Origin of the sequence: Holdemanella sp. MSK.7.32, assembly GCF_024460475.1 — a bacterium.
Lineage (GTDB): Bacteria > Bacillota_I > Bacilli_A > Erysipelotrichales > Erysipelotrichaceae > Holdemanella.
Window position 1 is genome coordinate 1 of sequence record NZ_JANFYN010000016.1, and the last position, 17,485, is coordinate 17,485.

General features: G+C 35.9%; 17 protein-coding genes. 1 reads left to right on the forward strand and 16 read right to left on the reverse strand.

Annotated elements, in window-relative coordinates; genetic code table 11:
- Positions 1-55: 55 nt before the first annotated feature.
- Genes NE544_RS05270 through uxuA form a run of 3 tightly spaced genes read right to left on the reverse strand, consistent with a single transcriptional unit; the run spans position 56 to position 3,405 of the window.
- A complete protein-coding gene (locus NE544_RS05270; protein ID WP_118114765.1) occupies positions 56-697 on the reverse strand; it encodes a bifunctional 4-hydroxy-2-oxoglutarate aldolase/2-dehydro-3-deoxy-phosphogluconate aldolase in 642 nt (213 codons plus the stop codon).
- A gap of 12 nt (positions 698-709) precedes the next feature.
- Positions 710-2,326 (reverse strand): mannitol dehydrogenase family protein, encoded by a 1,617-nt coding sequence (locus tag NE544_RS05275; protein WP_256268600.1) that lies wholly within the window; start codon positions 2,324-2,326, stop codon positions 710-712.
- Between the two features lie 2 nt (positions 2,327-2,328).
- Entirely contained in the window at positions 2,329-3,405 is a 1,077-nt protein-coding gene (uxuA, locus tag NE544_RS05280; RefSeq protein ID WP_256268601.1) for a mannonate dehydratase, read from the reverse strand.
- A gap of 131 nt (positions 3,406-3,536) precedes the next feature.
- On the opposite strand from uxuA, the gene NE544_RS05285 reads away from it, so the two are divergent.
- Complete coding sequence (locus NE544_RS05285) at positions 3,537-4,433, forward strand: AraC family transcriptional regulator (protein ID WP_256268602.1); 897 nt, start codon at positions 3,537-3,539, stop codon at positions 4,431-4,433.
- Here NE544_RS05285 and NE544_RS05290 read toward each other — a convergent pair.
- The 13 genes from NE544_RS05290 to NE544_RS05350 form a co-directional block, all read right to left on the reverse strand.
- A complete protein-coding gene (locus NE544_RS05290) occupies positions 4,430-5,020 on the reverse strand; it encodes a class I SAM-dependent methyltransferase (protein WP_256268604.1) in 591 nt (196 codons plus the stop codon). The genes NE544_RS05285 and NE544_RS05290 overlap by 4 nt on opposite strands.
- Before the next feature lies 1 nt (position 5,021).
- Positions 5,022-5,936, reverse strand: coding sequence for a transketolase family protein (locus NE544_RS05295; protein WP_256268605.1), 915 nt, complete (start codon positions 5,934-5,936; stop codon positions 5,022-5,024).
- Complete coding sequence (locus NE544_RS05300) at positions 5,936-6,784, reverse strand: transketolase (protein WP_256268606.1); 849 nt, start codon at positions 6,782-6,784, stop codon at positions 5,936-5,938. The genes NE544_RS05295 and NE544_RS05300 overlap by 1 nt, the downstream gene beginning before the upstream one ends.
- A 49-nt stretch (positions 6,785-6,833) precedes the next feature.
- Positions 6,834-7,205, reverse strand: a complete 372-nt coding sequence (locus NE544_RS05305) for a hypothetical protein (RefSeq protein ID WP_256268607.1) — start codon at positions 7,203-7,205, stop codon at positions 6,834-6,836.
- Positions 7,206-7,281: 76 nt separating this feature from the next.
- Positions 7,282-9,108 carry a 1,4-alpha-glucan branching protein GlgB gene (gene glgB, locus NE544_RS05310; protein ID WP_118114759.1) on the reverse strand — a complete coding sequence of 609 codons (1,827 nt, stop codon included), beginning with the start codon at positions 9,106-9,108 and terminating at the stop codon, positions 7,282-7,284.
- Positions 9,109-9,211: 103 nt separating this feature from the next.
- Complete coding sequence (gene dusB, locus NE544_RS05315) at positions 9,212-10,177, reverse strand: tRNA dihydrouridine synthase DusB (protein ID WP_256268608.1); 966 nt, start codon at positions 10,175-10,177, stop codon at positions 9,212-9,214.
- On the reverse strand, positions 10,170-11,054 hold the full coding sequence (gene hslO / locus NE544_RS05320) for an Hsp33 family molecular chaperone HslO (RefSeq protein ID WP_118114757.1): 885 nt from the start codon (positions 11,052-11,054) through the stop codon (positions 10,170-10,172). The genes dusB and hslO overlap by 8 nt, the downstream gene beginning before the upstream one ends.
- Before the next feature lie 101 nt (positions 11,055-11,155).
- Positions 11,156-13,111: an ATP-dependent zinc metalloprotease FtsH gene (gene ftsH, locus NE544_RS05325; RefSeq protein ID WP_256268609.1), complete on the reverse strand. Its 1,956-nt coding sequence runs from the start codon at positions 13,109-13,111 to the stop codon at positions 11,156-11,158.
- Positions 13,112-13,121: 10 nt separating this feature from the next.
- Positions 13,122-13,664 carry a hypoxanthine phosphoribosyltransferase gene (gene hpt, locus NE544_RS05330; RefSeq protein WP_186999065.1) on the reverse strand — a complete coding sequence of 181 codons (543 nt, stop codon included), beginning with the start codon at positions 13,662-13,664 and terminating at the stop codon, positions 13,122-13,124.
- A 46-nt stretch (positions 13,665-13,710) separates the two neighbouring features.
- The gene (gene tilS, locus NE544_RS05335) at positions 13,711-14,895 is read right to left on the reverse strand and encodes a tRNA lysidine(34) synthetase TilS (protein WP_256268610.1); all 1,185 of its coding nucleotides are present in this window, start codon (positions 14,893-14,895) and stop codon (positions 13,711-13,713) included.
- A 7-nt stretch (positions 14,896-14,902) separates the two neighbouring features.
- Positions 14,903-15,451, reverse strand: a complete 549-nt coding sequence (locus tag NE544_RS05340; protein ID WP_117571751.1) for a hypothetical protein — start codon at positions 15,449-15,451, stop codon at positions 14,903-14,905.
- A 49-nt stretch (positions 15,452-15,500) separates the two neighbouring features.
- Positions 15,501-16,568, reverse strand: coding sequence for an MraY family glycosyltransferase (locus tag NE544_RS05345; RefSeq protein WP_227992039.1), 1,068 nt, complete (start codon positions 16,566-16,568; stop codon positions 15,501-15,503).
- Complete coding sequence (locus NE544_RS05350) at positions 16,565-17,470, reverse strand: rod shape-determining protein (protein WP_256268611.1); 906 nt, start codon at positions 17,468-17,470, stop codon at positions 16,565-16,567. The genes NE544_RS05345 and NE544_RS05350 overlap by 4 nt, the downstream gene beginning before the upstream one ends.
- Positions 17,471-17,485 lie beyond the last annotated feature (15 nt).

A 17,485-nucleotide genomic window follows, 5' to 3' on the forward strand; every position in this document is an offset into this window, starting at 1 on the left:
CTTCGGGTGCTAGACGTAACATAATCTCTCCAAAAGTGACTACTTTTTGTTTCATTTATTTACCCCTTATTTTAGCTACTAATTCAACAGCTTCTTCTACTAAAGATTTAATTTCATCAAATTTACCTTCTGCAACAAGATCACCTTTCACCATCCAGCTTCCACCGCACGCAACGATTTTGTCACAAGATAAATAACTATCTAAATTCTTGGCATTCACTCCACCAGTAGGCATAAATTTCACGCCTACGTAAGGGGCAGCAAGAGCTTTGATTGTGGATACACCACCAAATTGTTCAGCTGGGAAGAATTTCACAACTTCCAATCCTCTTTTCACAGCTTGAGCAACTTCACTAGGTGTAATGCATCCCGGATAAATTGGAATATTCTTTTCTAAACAGTAATCTACGATTTCTGGATCAAATCCAGGGCTTACAATAAATTTTGCGCCTGCATTTACTGCACGATCTACTTGTTCTGTTGTCAATACTGTACCAGCACCTACAAACATATCTGGATAGCATTCTGTCATCAATCGAATGGATTCTTCAGCAGCTTCTGTTCTAAATGTAACTTCTGCACAAGGAAGGCCGCCTTCGCATAAAGCTTGAGCTAATGGTTTAGCATCTTTTGCGTCATTCAAAACAACAACAGGTACAACACCCATTTCTTGAATTTTTTTACTAATCGTATTCATTTTAAACCTCTCTTATAGATACTTCTTTAATGTTGCGCGTACACTACCTACGCCTGCCAACATTTCATTAAAGTATCCACATACTTTTTCTGCCATATCGACTTCATATAGGTTCACACCAAAAATTTTGTCATTTTCTAGAACTGGTTTTAATGTGGCTTCAATTTCGGCTACATCTTTAGTTTCACCTAATTTAAATCCTTCAACATAAGGACAAACTGTATCCAATAATGGATCTGGACTTAATTCAAACGCATTTCCTGCATCATCCACTGCCATTAAATAACGTAACCATCCGGCAAACACTAATGGAATTAATTTCAAATCGGCTACATTGCGATTGTCAGCACTCGCATACGCTTTAATTGTTTCCCCAAAACGAATTGCTAATTTTTGAGAAGTATCTGTGGCAATACGTTGTGGCGTATCTGGCATAAATGGATTTGGAACACGTACTTTTAATACTGTATCAATAAATTCTTTTGGATCCAAAATGCCAGGATTTACTACAACTGGTAAACCTTCTTTATATCCGACAGTTTCAACTAATTTTACTAATTCTTCATCTTTCATTTCATCTGAAATCTTATTGTATCCCAATACACATCCAAAGATGGCTAGACAAGTGTGTAATGGATTTAAACAAGTACAAACCTTCATTTTTTCTACTTTGTCTACTGTATCACGGTCTGTAAACATCAACCCACCCTTAGTTAAATCTAAACGTCCATTTGGGAAATCGTCTTCAATAACTAAGTATTCTGTTTCTTCTGCATTTACGAAAGGTGCTACATATGTGTTTTTAGAAGTAATAACTGGATCTAATTCTTCTACGCCATCGTTCAACAAGATTTTTTCAACAGATGCATCTGGACGAGGTGTAATCTTATCAATCATACTCCAAGTAAATGACACTTTATTTGAATCAATATATTCGACAAATTCTTTTTCGGCTTTACCATTTTCTGCCCAAGCTTTGGCAAACGCAAGGATAGCCGCATATAACTTATCTCCATTATGAGAACAGTTATCTGTACTTACCATCGCAATTGGAAGTTCTCCCGCTTTAAAGCGAGCATACAATAAAGATGTCACTTTACCCATATAACTAGCTGGTTTTTCTGGTCCATTCACAAAGTCTGCTGTGATATCTGGAAGTTGTTCACCTTTTCCATTTACTAGGCTGTATCCTTTTTCTGTGATTGTAAATGTTGCCATCTGTAGAGATTTATTTGTGAAGATTTCTTTTAATCTTGCATAAGCACTTTCATTATTTGAATCTAAAGGTAAAGATTCTGCAACACTGGCAACAACGGTTTTATCAATTGTACCATCGGCTTTTAATGTGGCTACGATACCTAAGTTATCGTGTGGCACATACATTTTTTCAATGATTTCATAATCGAAACCTTCGGCAACGATCAAGCCTCGATCTAAATCTTTATTATTCAACATATTTTGAACCACATTCGCATGGAATGCACGGAATAAGTTGCCAGCTCCAAAGTGGATCCAGAAAGGATTTTCCTTTGTAGCTTTTCTCATTTCAGCAATATCATATTGAGGTAAAGAATATCCCTTTTCTTCCCATTGTTTTCGATTTTGAATACCTTCCAAAGTTAATTTCATAATTAGATACCTCGCTTTGTAGCTTTATCAATGGCTTCCCACAATCCATTTAAGTAAGTGGCTCCTAAGGCACGGTCATATAAACCATATCCTGGCATTGCCACTTCATCCCAAATCATACGGCCGTGGTCTGGACGGATTGGTCCATCAAATCCAATGTCATATAGAGCTTTCATTATTTCATACATATCAAATGTACCATCACTTGATAAGTGAGCAGCTTCTTCGAAGTTTGTTGGTGTAATGAATTTCAAGTTACGAACATGTGCAAAGTGAATTCTTCCCTTTAATGAACGAATCATATCCGGTAAATCATTTGCTAAATTAGTTCCATAAGATCCTGAACAGAAAGTAACACCATTATGAGGATTGTCTACCATTTTCATCATACGCAAGATATTTTCTTTGTTGATGATAATACGTGGAAGTCCAAATACGCTCCATGCTGGATCATCTGGGTGAATAGCCATGTTGATATCGTATTTATCACATACAGGCATAATTTTTTCTAAGAAATATTTTAAGTTTGCAAATAATTTTTCATCATCTACATCTTTATACATTTCAAATAACTCTTTAACATGTGCCATACGTTCTGGTTCCCAACCTGGCATGATTGAACCATTCATATCTCCAGAAATAGATTCAAACATTTTTTCTGGATCTAAGGCATCAACCGCTTCTTGTGTATAAGCTAGTACAGTAGAACCATCTGGTCTTACACGAGCTAATTCTGTACGTGTCCAGTCAAATACAGGCATAAAGTTGTAACAAACCATGTGGATATCTTCTTTCCCTAAGTTTTCCAATGTTTCAATGTAATTTGCAATATATTGTTCTCTTTCTGGTGCACCTGTTTTGATCGCATCATGAATATTTACACTTTCAATTCCAGCAACATGAAGGCCTGCAGCTTCTACTTCGTCTTTCATTGCACGAATTCTTTCGCGACTCCAAACTTCACCTGGCTCCGTATCATATAAAGTAGTAATAACTCCAGTCACTCCTGGGATTTGTCGAATTTGTTTTAATGTGACAGTATCAAATTTTGAACCATACCATCTTAATGTCATTTCCATAAAATGTCCTCACTTTCTAAGATTTGTATTTGTTTTGGCAACTATATTATAGGTAAAGCGGTTTCAATTTGGAATTTCATTAATTGTTATAAGCATTGCAAAAGTTGCGGTTTTCACATAAAATAAAAATTATGAAAAAGAACCTACAAACAACATTTAGTACGCGACAAAAAATGTTAGAACCTGACTTTGAAATCTATTATTATGAGGATACAAGTCAGGATTTTCACTATGCCAATGTCAATCCTCACACTCATAATTACTATGAATTTTACATTTTTTTAGAAGGACACATATCTATGGATATTGAGGGTGTCTCTCATCCTTTAGTGCCAGGCGATGTATTGATCATTCCACCCAACACAAAGCACTACGCAAAGCTTTTAGACAATAGTATTCCATATCGTCGTTTCGTATTCTGGATTTCCCAAGATTATTGTAATAAACTATTTAACATCTCGAGTGATTATGTTTATTTAATTCAGCGTGTTCATACCACAAAACAATATTTATATCATTATGACATTATTGGTTTTAACACCTTACAATCCAAAATCTTTAGACTGATTGAAGAAATGCATGCCAACCGTTTTGGTAAACAAACTAAGGTCCAGTTATGTTTAAAAGATCTTGTTTTTCACTTTAATCGCTCCATTTATGAAATGGAACAAAAAAATAAAAAATACGAAGAGAATGCCCTCTATGAAAATATCTTATTGTACATTGAAGACCATATCGATGAAGATTTGACGCTTGACCATCTGTCTGAAATATTCTATGTCAGTAAATACCATATTTCACATGTATTTAAAGCAAATCTTGGTATTTCTGTACATCAATTCATCACAAAAAAACGTCTTCGCTTATGCAAAGACGCTATATCGTATCATACAAATTTAACAGAAATCTGTATATTATATGGTTTTAAAGACTATACGAGTTTCTTCCGTGCCTTTAAAAAAGAATTTGGTATGTCACCAAAAGAATTTAAGGAATTATCTGTAAAAACACAAGAAAAGCAGGGTTAACCTGATTTTGATATTTTCATGACCCAATAGCCCTTATCACGAGCCATTTTTTCTACTTCATAGCCTTTTTCTTGTAAATAATTGATTGCACTTTGTGCACCATGCTGCTTGCGCATTACAATCCAGAAATGACCATCTTCCTTTAAATGTTCTAAACACTGATCAAACAATGAATAAATCATTGCCTTTCCCGTACGAATCGGTGGATTCAAAAGAATACAGGCATACTGGCCTTCATTCACACCTGACTGACATAATATCTTTGCCTTACGACGATATTTTTTCATGTTTGAATCTGCCAGCTGACAAGCTCTTTGATTTACATCAATCATTGTCATTGCGGTATGCTTCCAATACTCCATTAAAATCAAGGCAATCGGACCAATTCCACAACCTAGATCCAATGTGCTTTCTGGTTCAGATTCATTGTCGAGTACCGTTTCTAAAAGAATACGCGTACCTTCATCCAATTTATCTTTACTGAAAACTCCAGCATTCGAATTTAACTTATATGTAAAATCACGGAAATGTATCGTAATTTCTTCTGGTGCATCTTTTACAATATCATTTGTGAAATAGTGTGCCATACTACTTTGTAGCAGCTTCTACAATCGCATCTGCATCAATTTTGTATTTTGCGAATAATTCAGCTGGTTTTCCACTTTCACCAAATACATCTTGAACACCAACACGAACAAGTTTACATGCTGTTCCTGCTTCAGCTAAAACTTCTGCCACAGCACTTCCTAAACCACCAATAATAGAGTGTTCTTCACAAGTCACGATTGTATCGTGAGTTTTTGCTAGTTCAATGATCAATTCTTTATCAATTGGTTTAATTGTATGGATATTTACTACAGTTGGAGCTGTTTCTATTCTCTTAGCAGCCTCTAATGCTTCTTGAACCATCAATCCAGTCGCAACTAAAGCTACTTTTTCACCTTTTTGAAGGACAACACCTTTTCCTAGTTCAAATTTATAGTCATCGCCATTTACGCTTTCAACACCACTACGACCTAAACGAACGTAGCAAGGCCCGTCAATTTCAGCTACAGCTTTACATGCTTGTTTAGCTTCATTATAGTCACATGGAACGATAACTTTCATACCTGGAATACCACGCATTAAACTAACATCTTCAATACATTGGTGACTTGCACCATCTTCTCCAACACTAATTCCTGCATGAGATGCACAGATTTTAACGTTTAATTGTGGATATCCGATACTGTTACGAATTTGTTCAAATCCACGTCCAGTCGCAAACATTGCGAAAGTAGATGCATACGCAATCTTTCCACTAGCCGCAAGACCTGCCGCAACACTCATCATATTTCCTTCGGCAATTCCCATATCAAAGTGACGAGAAGGGTCTACCTTTTTAGCTTCTCCACTCTTTGTACTACCCGCTAAGTCAGCATCTAATACAACGACATTTTTATTTTCAACCATTAATTCTTTTAAAGCATCACCATAAGCGACACGTGTAGCTACTTTTGCCATTATTCTGCCTCCAATTCTTTCATTGCAGCATGGTATTGTTCTTCATTTGGTGCTACTCCATGCCATCCTTGTTGATCTTCCATAAATGAAACACCTTTTCCTTTAATTGTCTTCGCAACAATTACAGTTGGCATTCCCTTTGTTTCACGAGCTTCTTTTAATGCTGCACGCAATTGATCATAATCATGACCATCTACATTAATTACGTGGCAATTGAAAGCTTCGAATTTTTTATCCAAAGGATACACACTCATAACTTCATCTACGTGACCATCAATTTGAAGGTTATTATTGTCAACAATAATACATAAATTATCTAATTTATAATGAGCCGCTGACATTGTAGCTTCCCATACTTGTCCTTCTTGGCATTCACCATCTCCAAGTACAGTATAGATACGATGATCGTTTTTATCTAATTTATTGGCTAATGCCATACCTACAGCACAAGAAATACCTTGTCCTAAAGATCCTGTAGACATATCTACACCTTCTACATAATTCATGTTAGGGTGTCCTTGTAAACGTGAATTAATAGCTCTGAAAGTTGTCAATTCTTCTTCAGGAAGGAATCCCTTTTCAGCAAGTACTGCATATAAAGCTGGACTTGCATGTCCCTTACTTAATACAAAACGATCACGATCCAATGTATTTAAGTTTTCCTCATTAATATCCATTTCTTCAAAGTATAACTCTGTTAAAATGTCAGTTGCACCTAAACTTCCACCCGGGTGTCCACTTTGGGCACTATACACTTCTTTCACTATATTTCTACGAATATTTTTTGCGTGCAATGCAAGTTCCTTGTTTTCCATAATATTTACGCTATCTCCTTTTTGCGCATACATTATAACAAACTTTTTGTCACAATACACCCCCTACAAAAAGTCAATTATTTCACAAACGCTTATATTGCCACACATAAGCTGCATCATTGATCAATTCTATGTCTTTTTGACTAATCCCAATCAATTCCAACACTTCAAATATATCTATCCCTTTTTCAAATAGTTTCTCAAAACAATCCATCCTCGCATTTGTCTTTTCTTGTTTGATTACTTTCTCTAACACTTCTTGAACTCGATCCGATTGAGCACGATAAAACATACCATCCATCTTTAAAGCGAGTTTTTTATCCACATCCGAAAACAAAGCTTTTAAAGTTTTAATGTCGCAACCCCGATTCAATAAAAGTAAATAAAAGCTACGAATCTCCAAGTTGTACACTCGCTTACGAAACAGTTCAAATTCTACATCTAATTTTTCCATTTTTTGTTCTCCTTTTTTCTACACTCTCTTATACGTAAAAAAAAGAAGTTTCACCAAAAAAAGTGAGAAATCAATCTCACTTTTCAACTTCATAAATCATGGCACCAAAACTAGGAACATTTACTTCGATCATATATGGCTGATTATGTCTTGTAAGACGCATTGCCTGCACCTCTTGAGGTGCATGACCTTTTAAGTTTCCATTGTATTTATCCCACTCTGTATTCAAAATTTCTTTATATTTACCTTTGCAAGGAACACCAAACTGTTGGTGATCATATGGATTTGTTGAGAAATTCATAATAATAACGAAATCTTTCTTTGAACCTCTACGAATAAATGAGAACGTATTTTGTCCTACATTATCTGCATCAATCCAACAGAAACGACTTGGATCATAATCTTGATCAAAGAATGCATCATTTTCTGTGTAAATCTTACCTAAATCTTCGCATAAATGTTCAAATGCATCGTGCATTGGATAATCCAACAAGAACCAGTCACAGCTCTTTTGTTCATCCCATTCACGCAATTGACCAATTTCATTACCCATGAAATTCAATTTCTTGCCAGGATGCGTAAACATATATACATATAATGCTCTTGCCTGGGCAAACTTATCTTCATAGCTTCCCCACATTTTATCTACAATGGTTGCCTTACCATGCACAACTTCATCATGACTAAATGGTAAGATGAATCTTTCTGAATAGAAATAAGCCATCGAGAAAGTAACGTCATGGTGATGCCACTTACGATAGATTGGATCTCTTTTTAAATAGGATAATGTATCATTCATCCAACCTAGATCCCACTTATAGTCAAATCCTAAACCACCCGCATAACTTGGCTTTGTGACATTAGGAAAATCACTTGAATCTTCCGCAATCAACATGATTTTTCCTTGATGCGCCTCATTCAACAAGTAATTCATACGTTTCATGAAATCACATGCACCTTCATTCACACCATTATTCTTGTTTCCATGCCAGAAAATCGCATTACTGATCGCATCCATTCTTAAACCATCCACATGATAAACATCTATCCAGAAATTGGCTGCAGACATCAAGAATGAGCGAACTTCTTCTTTCCATAAGTTAAAGTTAGCTGTTCCCCATTCACTATTCGCATCTTCCGGTTTTGAATATTCATATAAAGGCGTACCATCAAACATTCCTAACGCGTAATTATCCTTCACAAAGTGTACAGGCACAAAATCCATGATGACACCAATTCCAGCTTCGTGAAGTGCATTCACAAAGTGCATTAATTCATGATTTGTTCCATAACGAGAAGTACTTGAAAAATAACCCGTACATTGATAACCCCAAGAACCATCAAACGGGTATTCACATAGCGGCATGACTTCAACATGTGTAAAGTGATGTTTCTTACAGTGTTCAACCAATTCCTTTTCTATTTCATGATACTGTACAAACTCTTCGTTTTCATCATCTTTTCTCCATGAACCAACATGCATTTCATAAATATTCACAGGAGAATCAAAACCCTTATTTCTTTGATTCAGCCATTCTTTGTCAGTCCATCCATCATAACTTAAATCTGATACAATACTTGCCGTATTTGGTCTTAATTCACTATAAAAAGCATATGGATCCATTTTGTCTACCAATTCACCATTTGCCTGCCACACACGATATTTATACGAATCCTTATCCTTTGCACCTTCTACAAAACATTCCCAAATCCCACGTTTATCTTTTTTCATTTTACTCGCTTGATCATCCCAATTATTAAATGTACCAATAACTGAAATATTCTTTGCGTTTGGAGCATACACTCTAAAGCGAACCCCATTAGCTTCTAGGTGTGCACCAAAAATATTATAAGCATGTATGTCACGCCCTTCAAAAAAGGCTTTTGTCTTTCTTTGATCCATAATGATATAACCTCCGTATATATATTTTATACCGGAACGCAAGAAACTTAAAGTGTATTTTTCAGATTTTGAAAACGCTTACCAATCGTTAAAAAAGATGCAACTAACGCTGCACCTCCATGAATTGACGTAATATATTTTCTAAATCTTCTAATGTGTTCATTTGTGACATCTCATTTTTAAAGATTCTTGAACTAGGAAGTCCCTTTAAATACCAGCTAGCCAATCCTCGCATTTCACGAATAGCTACTTTTTCACCTTTTGTATCCGCTAATCCTTTGGCATGATCCATACAAATTTCAATACGATCTTCCATTGAAAATTCATGTTTCTGTCCTGTAATTGAATCCACACATTCTTGAATCAAGAATGGATTACCTACAATTCCACGACCTAACATAACCGCATCACATCCTGTTTCATTCATCATACGATGAAAATCTTCTACACTACGGACATCCCCATTCCCGATAACAGGAATAGATACCGCTTCTTTTACTTGCTTAATATAAGACCAGTCTGCTTTTCCTTCATACATCTGATTACGTGTACGACCATGCACCGCAATAGCACTAACGCCCACACTTTCCATAGCCTTCGCCATTTCAACACAATTAATATGATACGTATCAAAACCTAAACGCATCTTTACAGTTACTGGCTTATTTACATTTTGTACAATATTCGATACAAGTTCTTTCGCATAATCAATATCCTTCATTAAAAAGCTTCCTGCCTGTGCTTTGATAACCTTGTTTACGGGACACCCCATATTAAAGTCAATAATGTCACAATCTGTTTGCGTATCCAAATATTTAGCTGCATATACAACCGTATCAATATCATGACCAAATAATTGAAAAGATACTGGATGTTCATTTTCATCAATAGCACACATTTGTTTCGTCTTCAATGAATCATAGTATAAAGCTTTATCGCTTACCATTTCATTACAAACTAAACCAGCTCCAAAGCGTTTCGCAATTCTACGAAATGCGATATTACTAATACCTGCCATTGGTGCAATCACAACCGGATTTTCGATTTCTACATTTCCAATCTTAATCATGCATCTTACTCGCAATCGCTCTTAATTCTTCTTCTGTGAAATGATATGTTTCATTACAGAAGTTACATGTGACATCACAACCATGCTCTTTATCTGCCATCTCTAAAACATCTGATTTTTTTATAGTTCCCAAAGCTCTAGCCATACGTACTTTTGAACAAGGACAATCATAAGCCACTGGTTGTGTCGTTAAAATCTTGGCATCTTCAAACATGTCATTTGCCAAATCTTCTAAACTTGAATCATCATATTCTTGAATTAATGTACTCATTGGTTTCAATCCTTCAAGTACGTGTTCACAAATAGAAATGTCTGTTTCTGTCGCATCCGGAAGCATTTGTAGAATCATAGCACCTGCACTGGCAACACGACCATCTGTTCCTATTAAAACTCCACATGATACAGCTGTTGGTGTTTGTTCAGACAAAGTGAAGTAATAGGCAAAATCATCCCCAATTTCACCACTCTGCAACTCAACCGAACCAGAAAAGTTTTCTTCCATACTTAAATCTTTAGTAACTGTTAAAGTTCCATCTGTACCGACAACAGCTCCTACATTTAATTTTCCTGGGCGAATCAAAACATCCTCTACATGGGGATTTGAAACAAACCCACGAACATTTCCATTCGCATATGCATCTACCACAATAGAACCAATTGGACCATGTCCGTTGATTGTGATTGACAACATTTCTTCTTCTGATTTCAACATAGCACCCATCATACTTGCCACAGATAAAGTTCTTCCTAAAGCTGCACAAGCACATGGATGTAAATCAAAACGATTCTGCGCTTCCTGTACTAAGTCAGTTGTACGCACAATATATAAACGAACATGCTCATTTAAAACAAGAGCTTTTAATAGTTGATCTTTCATAATTATCCTCCACAATAGAATTCACAAGCACCATTCTACTGAATTCTTGTATCCATTTCAAGCCAAACTAAAAGCCATCAATCGATGGCTTTTATGTGTAATTAATCTTTTTTCTTAGTTAATTCATTGAACGCATCATCCAAATCCTTTTGATCAACACCAGTTGGAGTCTCTGGAATCTCTGGAACTTGAACTACTTCTTGTTCTGTCTTTTCCTCTTCTTCACTTGTTTCAACATTAGGATCTGTTAACTGTCCATAATTCATTAAGTTTGTGATTTCTTCATTTGTTAATGTTTCATGTTCATACAAATTGTTCGCAATCAAATCCAACAAATCTTTGTTTTCAGTTAAGATCTTACGGCAATTTTCATGACACTCATCTACAATCGCACGAACTTCTTTATCAATTTCAGCCGCTACACCTGCAGAATAATCACTACCCTTTGTATAATCTCTTCCTAAGAAGACATTTCCTTGAGGATCCGCATATTGGATAGGCCCTAAACTAGACATACCATATACACGAACCATATTTTTGGCAATTTCTGTTAATTTTTCAATATCATTTACAGCACCCGCACTGATTTCACCAAATTGGATCTCTTCAGCTGTACGACCACCAAGTAAACCAGTGATCTGCGCAATAAATTCAGATTTTCTATGGAAGTATTTCTCTTCACGAGGTGTCATCAAGTTATATCCACCCGCATCTCCACGAGGAATAATTGTAACTTTCTGAACCATATCTGCATCTTCAAGTTTTAAACCAATAACGGCATGTCCCGCTTCATGGTAAGCCACAAGAATTTTATCTTTTTCTGTATATTTTTTGCTCTTTTTCGCAGGTCCCATCATAACACGGTCAATAGCTTCATCTAAATCCGTCATTGTAACCTTAGCTTCATTTTTACGAACTGCTAAAATAGCACCTTCATTCAAAACGTTAGCTAAATCTGCACCAGAGAATCCAGGCGTACGTTTTGCCAAGTTTGCAAGTGAAACATCACTCGCCAATTTCTTGTTACGAGCATGTACCTGTAAAATAGCTTCACGCCCCTTAATATCTGGCAAGCTAACAGTAACACGACGATCGAAACGACCACTACGAAGTAAAGCAGGGTCCAATACGTCTGGACGGTTTGTAGCCGCAATCACAACGATTCCAGCATTATCTGTCATACCATCCATTTCAACCAATAATTGGTTCAATGTTTGTTCACGTTCATCGTTTCCGCCACCCATACCAGCTCCACGCTGACGTCCAACGGCATCGATTTCATCAATAAAAATGATACATGGTGCACTCTTTTGTGCTATTTTAAACATATCACGAACACGACTCGCACCTGTTCCGACAAACATTTCAACGAAGTCAGAACCTGAAATCGAGAAGAATGGAACATTGGCTTCTCCAGCTACAGCTTTTGCCAATAAAGTCTTACCAGTTCCTGGAGGACCAACCATCAAGATTCCCTTAGGAATATGTGCTCCCATATCTGTAAATTTCTTTGGCGAACGCAAGTAATCGATAATTTCTTTTACTTCTTCTTTTTCTTCTTCACAACCCGCAACATCTTTAAAACGAACTTTTACATTCGATTCAACACGAGCTTTCGATTTTGCGAATTCAAAGGCTTTATTATTGCCTCCACCACCCATTTTAGAAAACATGAAGTAGAAGAATACCGCAATAATCAAGAATGGAATGATTTGAGAAAGAATAGAAATCCATACACTTCCTTGGTTTGGATCTTCTACTGTTAGCTTTCCACCATTACGTTGCAAATCCTTTTCCAACTTCTCAATATTCTTTTCTGTTCTTGGAACAATAACCTTGTATCCAATTGTCTTTGAGTTCTGCTCATAAGTACCTTCCAACTGAATAACAGTGGAACTAATTGTCATAGAACTCTTCTTAAAGTCAACTTCATCTACAATTTTCTCAAATTGTGTATAATTCATTTGTACAGTACTGCCCTGTGAACTATAAAAAACTAATGATAATACAATTGATAAAATGAAGATGGTTGGTAAATAATTTAACCACTTCTTCATAATCTTCCTCCTACTGATAAATTTCAGGTTTTAAAACACCAACAAATGGTAAGTTACGATATTTCTGGTTGTAATCCAATCCGTATCCAACCACAAATTCATTTGGCACCTCAAAACCAACGTAATCCGCTTCAATTTCACAAACACGACGGCTTGGTTTATCTAACAATGTTACACAACGAACATCTAGACAACCTTTATTCTTAAACATTTTCTTTACTTCAACTAAAGTTCTACCTGTATCAATAATATCTTCTACAACTAAAATAGAACGATTCTTACAAGATAGATCCATATCCTTTAAAATACGAACATCTCCAATAGATTCTGTTCCATCATATGAACTAACGGACATAAAATCTATTTCACATGGAAATTCAAAACGCTTGATCAATTCAGCCATAAAAGGAACACTTCCCTTTAACAACCCAACTACGATTGGAGTTTCTCCAGATTCCTTATAATCTTCTTCTATTTGATGTGCTAGTTCCACACAACGGTTTTCGATTTCTTCTTCACTTAATAAAATTTTTTCAATATCTTGAGCTATCATATGGTGTTTTTCTCCTTAAGTTACTTACACATTGTAACATAAACATTTAATCTAGACCATTCATTTTAAAATAGAACTGTTGATTTTGTGAATAATGTTCTACATCACATCCAAGGCCGGGTACGAAAATAACTTTTCCTGCATTATTTTCCACAACCAACCAATATTTTCGGTATATCTTGCAGATTTTTCGATCCACAAAGAAACGATGCACATTCTTATTTCCAAAACGCATCGAAATTACGTCATTCACTTTAACATGACGCACCACCAAAGGAAAGTCAGATGCCTCCACACTAAAAGACTCAATTGTTTGGCCCTGATTCATAATAGAGAATTCTTTATAATCTTTATACTCCAATTCATTCAATGTATAATACACATTCTGTGGTTTTGGCATTAAATACAACTTTTCATTATGCCTTTCCAATAAATGATTCTCTATTTCAATCAACACATTTCCCTTTAATTGGACACACAACTCTTCCATGTATTTTCTAGAGAAATGATGGCTCAAAGCCTGAAATAAGAAAGTATCTAAATAGAGCCAAGCATCTTCTTGATTCAATAAAGAATCTACATTCCCATTCCAATTCTTTAAAAAATCTTCTATGCCTGCTCTTTTTATTTGCCAAAAATCATTCTCATTTTGAATCTTTAAAATCCATTCTTCCTTTTCATTACGATCCATCTTTTCGATTTGTGTATGACGAATCACATTACGCGTATAGTGATTGGTTAAATTCGATTCATCAATTCCAAAAGAAACGCCATTATCATTGCAGTATTGCTGCAATTCACTCTTTGTGAAATTAAGTAAAGGCCGAACGATTTGATAGCCATGCCTTACACTCTTTTCTTTTAAGCCATACCAGTCACAAATCATATTTCGATTTTTCTGAAACAAATACGTCTCAATCACATCATCCATCTGATGTGCTACATATAATAATTTCGTATCAAATTCATCTGCCACTTCTTCAAAAAAAGCATAACGAACATCTCTTGCCCACGCCTGAAAATTTCCTTTCTCATGCACCGGATATAAAACACGAACAGGAATATCATATTTTTTACAATATTCCTTCACTATTTTCTCATCCCTATCTGCCGTATCGCGATGTTTATAATTCACATGTGCAACGACAATGTCCTTGCCTTGTTTATTCAATTGATCTAATAAAGCCATGCTGTCAGGTCCACCTGAACAGGCTACTACACATTTTGACATGTTCCTATTATAGCATCATTTGCATAACACATTTTTTTATTTTATCAAACAAGTGAGAATTCGGATCAATATGCGCCTTCACATCAATCACACGCGCCGAATTGATCCATTTCGCATCATTTAAGAATAATACACTCGCCTTATTTAAGCCCTCAATTTCTGGTAAACGCATCAAATGACGCTTTCCCATATGGGATACAGGATCATACGCCCTATGATATGCACTACTATTCCCACTCATAGGTACTACAAAAATTTTCCCATTCTTCATTGCCAACACTAAACCAAAATGCTGATAGCCAACCTCACTTAGATAGGCCAATCCAAAATCTGTAAAGCATATGTCGCCAACTTTCACATACACCTTAGCTTCTAAACTCGAATACATTTGTTTCCTCTGACAAAAATTCAGTTTAGAAAGCATATAATCATAAACCTCACTTTCATTTAAACCCTCTAACAGTTGTTCTTCAGCAATTCTAGCCTGCGACGTTATTTTCTGTGTGTACTCCGTCGACTTCTTGTTTTTGTACTTTTGCCATTCATTCGGTTCCATAACCCCATTCTAACAAACCAATGTGAAAACAATATTAAAAGTAGGCATTTTAGCCTACTTTTTTGAATATTTTTCGCGATTTTCTTTGAATACGATGCCACAAACCAATTAAAGGATGAAATTTTTCACTAATCATTGCCGATTTCTCAATAAAGATCTCTACCGCCAACAATATAATGACCATAACTAAAAAGCCGATATTTCGATTGATCATATACGCAAAAGCACTCAATCCAAAAAGCGCTGTTAAACCACACATGATAATTACAGTATTACGATGTCCAAATTGGCGCATCAACAAGTGATGAATATGACTCTTGTCCGCCTCCATAAATTTCATACCCTTTAAAGTACGTCTCAAAATAGCGGATAACGTATCAATAATTGGCAGCATCAACAATAAGATAGGCAATGCCAACGTCAAAATCGTACTCGATTTAAATCCAAGCAATGAAATTGCCGAAATCATGAATCCCAAAAACAACGATCCACAATCTCCCATAAAGATACTAGCTGGATGCGCATTATAAACTAAGAAACCCAATGTTCCAAAAGCTAAGATAAAGGCAATGCTTAATAAATCCGACCGTCTTTCGATGATAGCGATAGAGCCAATGACCACAAGCACAATAACACTCATACCTCCGGCAAGACCATCTAGACCGTCAATCAGATTTACCGCATTTGTGATACCGGCCACCCAAATAATCGTAAAGATAAACGAAATAATACCTGTATCAATTTGAATGCCCAAAGGCAAACGAATAATATCTACTGAAATTCCAAAATAAATCAACACCAAAGCCGCAATAACTTCCAACGTTAGTTTAACCAGTGGCTTAATATCGATTAAATCATCAATTAAACCAGTAAAAAACATAATACTGCTTCCAATAACCAAACCTTTGATCTGACGATCCGCCTTCACAAAGATAGCCATCGTTATAATGAATGCCAAATAAATCGCTACACCACCAATACGTGAAATCTTTCCATGATGGACCGTACGCTTATTTTCTTTGGCATAGGCCCCACAATAAATAGAATATTGCTTCACCAACGGTGTTAGAATCACTGAAATCAAGAATGGTAATAAAATCATTTTATAATCAATCACGCTGACTTTACCCCCTTTAATGCATCTATCATATCGTATTGTCCTCGTTTTGTACAAAGAACTGGACAAGATATGTTCTTAGAAATGAATTGTGACGGTCCAAAACAATCCGCCAATCCTCCACTCAATTCAATTCCATGCATCAAAAAATGTTCTTGTAAAGAAGCAGGAAGGCCATCAAAACAATGTTTTACCCATAATGAAATCTGTGCTGAAACCATCTCGAAGGCCGGCCACAATAGACTTGACTCAATTTGAATCTGATGAAGAATCTGTCTTGAATCAAAGGCATAACACAACAATAAATTGTTTTTTTGTTGCCAAAAAGCTAGACTTGCCATTTCCTTCAAATGCGCCGCATCCATTTTTGTGATAAAACAACCCGTCTTGTTGTAAACAATCCTTTGTATCTGCTCATCAATCTGTGCTCCCGCATAATAAATTGTCTTTGACACAAACACCTTACCATAAGCACACACATGAATTTCCGTATAAGAATGTCCACTATGCACTAAAAAACAAGAACCTTCTTCTTGTAAAGCATTTAAGTTTGAAATAAATTCAACCTTACGTACGCCACAATCCAAAAACATTTGCTGCCAAAGTTCTCGTTGTCTTTGCGACAACTGTGTAGGAACACTCACAAGCACACTCGGTCTTAATAAGCCATCAAAGGCATGTAGTTCGTTTAACCCCTTCTGAACCAAAGGTTCAATTGAATGAAGAATTTGACCATGTGATATAGGATATTGAATTTGTATCGTATCCAGATCCTTATATAAATAGGCAAGCGCCTGATCCGATACACCTAATGTTTCTTTTCCTTTTTTTGCGATTATTGTTTTTAAAACAATTTGTTTCTGTGTAGAAAAATCATAAAACCGTGCAAGATACGCCCCCATATCCAGGGCAATCCA

Coding starts and splice junctions, on each gene's coding strand:
- NE544_RS05300 (WP_256268606.1), bottom strand. CDS start 6,784: ATGTATGCGCAAAAAGGAGATAGCGTAAATATTATGGAAAACAAGGAA.
- NE544_RS05290 (WP_256268604.1), bottom strand. CDS start 5,020: ATGGCACACTATTTCACAAATGATATTGTAAAAGATGCACCAGAAGAA.
- NE544_RS05270 (WP_118114765.1), bottom strand. CDS start 697: ATGAATACGATTAGTAAAAAAATTCAAGAAATGGGTGTTGTACCTGTT.
- glgB (WP_118114759.1), bottom strand. CDS start 9,108: ATGGATCAAAGAAAGACAAAAGCCTTTTTTGAAGGGCGTGACATACAT.
- tilS (WP_256268610.1), bottom strand. CDS start 14,895: ATGTCAAAATGTGTAGTAGCCTGTTCAGGTGGACCTGACAGCATGGCT.
- dusB (WP_256268608.1), bottom strand. CDS start 10,177: ATGATTAAGATTGGAAATGTAGAAATCGAAAATCCGGTTGTGATTGCA.
- NE544_RS05295 (WP_256268605.1), bottom strand. CDS start 5,936: ATGGCAAAAGTAGCTACACGTGTCGCTTATGGTGATGCTTTAAAAGAA.
- ftsH (WP_256268609.1), bottom strand. CDS start 13,111: ATGAAGAAGTGGTTAAATTATTTACCAACCATCTTCATTTTATCAATT.
- NE544_RS05350 (WP_256268611.1), bottom strand. CDS start 17,470: ATGGGGGCGTATCTTGCACGGTTTTATGATTTTTCTACACAGAAACAA.
- hslO (WP_118114757.1), bottom strand. CDS start 11,054: ATGAAAGATCAACTATTAAAAGCTCTTGTTTTAAATGAGCATGTTCGT.
- NE544_RS05340 (WP_117571751.1), bottom strand. CDS start 15,451: ATGGAACCGAATGAATGGCAAAAGTACAAAAACAAGAAGTCGACGGAG.
- NE544_RS05285 (WP_256268602.1), top strand. CDS start 3,537: ATGAAAAAGAACCTACAAACAACATTTAGTACGCGACAAAAAATGTTA.
- uxuA (WP_256268601.1), bottom strand. CDS start 3,405: ATGGAAATGACATTAAGATGGTATGGTTCAAAATTTGATACTGTCACA.
- NE544_RS05275 (WP_256268600.1), bottom strand. CDS start 2,326: ATGAAATTAACTTTGGAAGGTATTCAAAATCGAAAACAATGGGAAGAA.
- NE544_RS05305 (WP_256268607.1), bottom strand. CDS start 7,205: ATGGAAAAATTAGATGTAGAATTTGAACTGTTTCGTAAGCGAGTGTAC.
- hpt (WP_186999065.1), bottom strand. CDS start 13,664: ATGATAGCTCAAGATATTGAAAAAATTTTATTAAGTGAAGAAGAAATC.